The 949-nt window shown below is 70.9% G+C and carries 3 protein-coding genes; 1 reads left to right on the plus strand and 2 read right to left on the minus strand.

Annotation, left to right across the window (positions count from 1 at the left end; all coding sequences use genetic code 11):
* A partial coding sequence (locus BN903_RS12270) for a DUF6276 family protein (protein ID WP_048077995.1) occupies positions 1-279 on the plus strand: 279 nt, incomplete at its 5' end.
* A gap of 2 nt (positions 280-281) precedes the next feature.
* Here the strand turns inward: BN903_RS12270 and BN903_RS12275 are convergent.
* Both BN903_RS12275 and BN903_RS12280 read right to left on the minus strand, forming a co-directional pair.
* Positions 282-635 carry a PLD nuclease N-terminal domain-containing protein gene (locus BN903_RS12275; RefSeq protein ID WP_048077996.1) on the minus strand — a complete coding sequence of 118 codons (354 nt, stop codon included), beginning with the start codon at positions 633-635 and terminating at the stop codon, positions 282-284.
* A 58-nt stretch (positions 636-693) separates the two neighbouring features.
* On the minus strand, positions 694-949 hold a 256-nt coding region (locus BN903_RS12280; protein ID WP_048077997.1), incomplete at its 5' end, for a stage II sporulation protein M.

Raw genomic sequence — 949 nt, forward strand, 5'->3', positions numbered from 1 at the left:
GTCCCCGCGAGCGAGGCGGGCGTCGACGGCGACCCGACCGCCGACCCGGATCTTTCCGCGGTCGACCCCGCGTTTCCGTCCGGCGAGGCGGGGATCGCCCTGGCGCTCTGTTGTGGCAAACTGGAGTCGTTCGCGCTGAACCGCGAATCGATCGAGGCGCTAATCACTCACGCCGAACGGGCGGGTGCCGACGTCTTCGCGTTCCTCGGTCGCCTCGACGCGGCCGACGCCGCGTTCGACCTCGACCGCCGCCGGGCGGCGCTGATCGACGCGCTCTGAGCTCACAGGTCGACGCCGTCCGGGTCGTTCCACTCGTCGTCCGCGTCGTCGCCCTCGTCGGCTTCGGTTCCGGCGGGACCGAGGCGCTTCTCGCCCTGCCGCGACTCGTGGACCGCGAAGCCGCCGGTTCGCTCCTCGCTTCCCTCAGCGTACGGGTCGCTCTCGGGGTCGTACCCCTGCTCGTCGCGCTCGAAGACGTACGCGAGGAAGCCGAACAGCGGGACGACAAAGGCGATGACCGCCCACTTGCGCGGGTCCATGCCGTGCTTCGGCGCGTCGACGTACGCGTAGGCTGCGAAGCCGACGAGCCATGCGAGCGGGACGCCGACGAGGATGACGGCGACGAGCGGTTCCATACCGTCGCTTCGAGCGTGTGCTAATAAGGCTGCGGGCGGTTCGCCGCGTCGGAGCCACTCACAGGAACGGCCGCCAGTAGTACGGGCTGACGAACCCCTCGACGATCCCGGCGACGCCGAGGAGTATCCCGAGCCCGACGGTCACCCAGAAGGCGGTCTCCAAGGCGTCGGCGAACCGCTCGCGGCTCGCGCGGCCGCGGAACGTCCGCCACGAGACGACGCCGAGGTGGACCCCGAGCGCCCCCGAGACGACGAGCGCGGGGATCTCGAAGATCCCGTGGGGGACCACGAACGCGACGAGCGCCGCGAGGTTC

This window comes from Halorubrum sp. AJ67 (assembly GCF_000513435.1).

What these genes read in the sequence shown, in the direction of transcription:
- BN903_RS12275 (WP_048077996.1), bottom strand. Translation starts at nt 635, where the DNA reads ATGGAACCGCTCGTCGCCGTCATCCTCGTCGGCGTCCCGCTCGCATGG.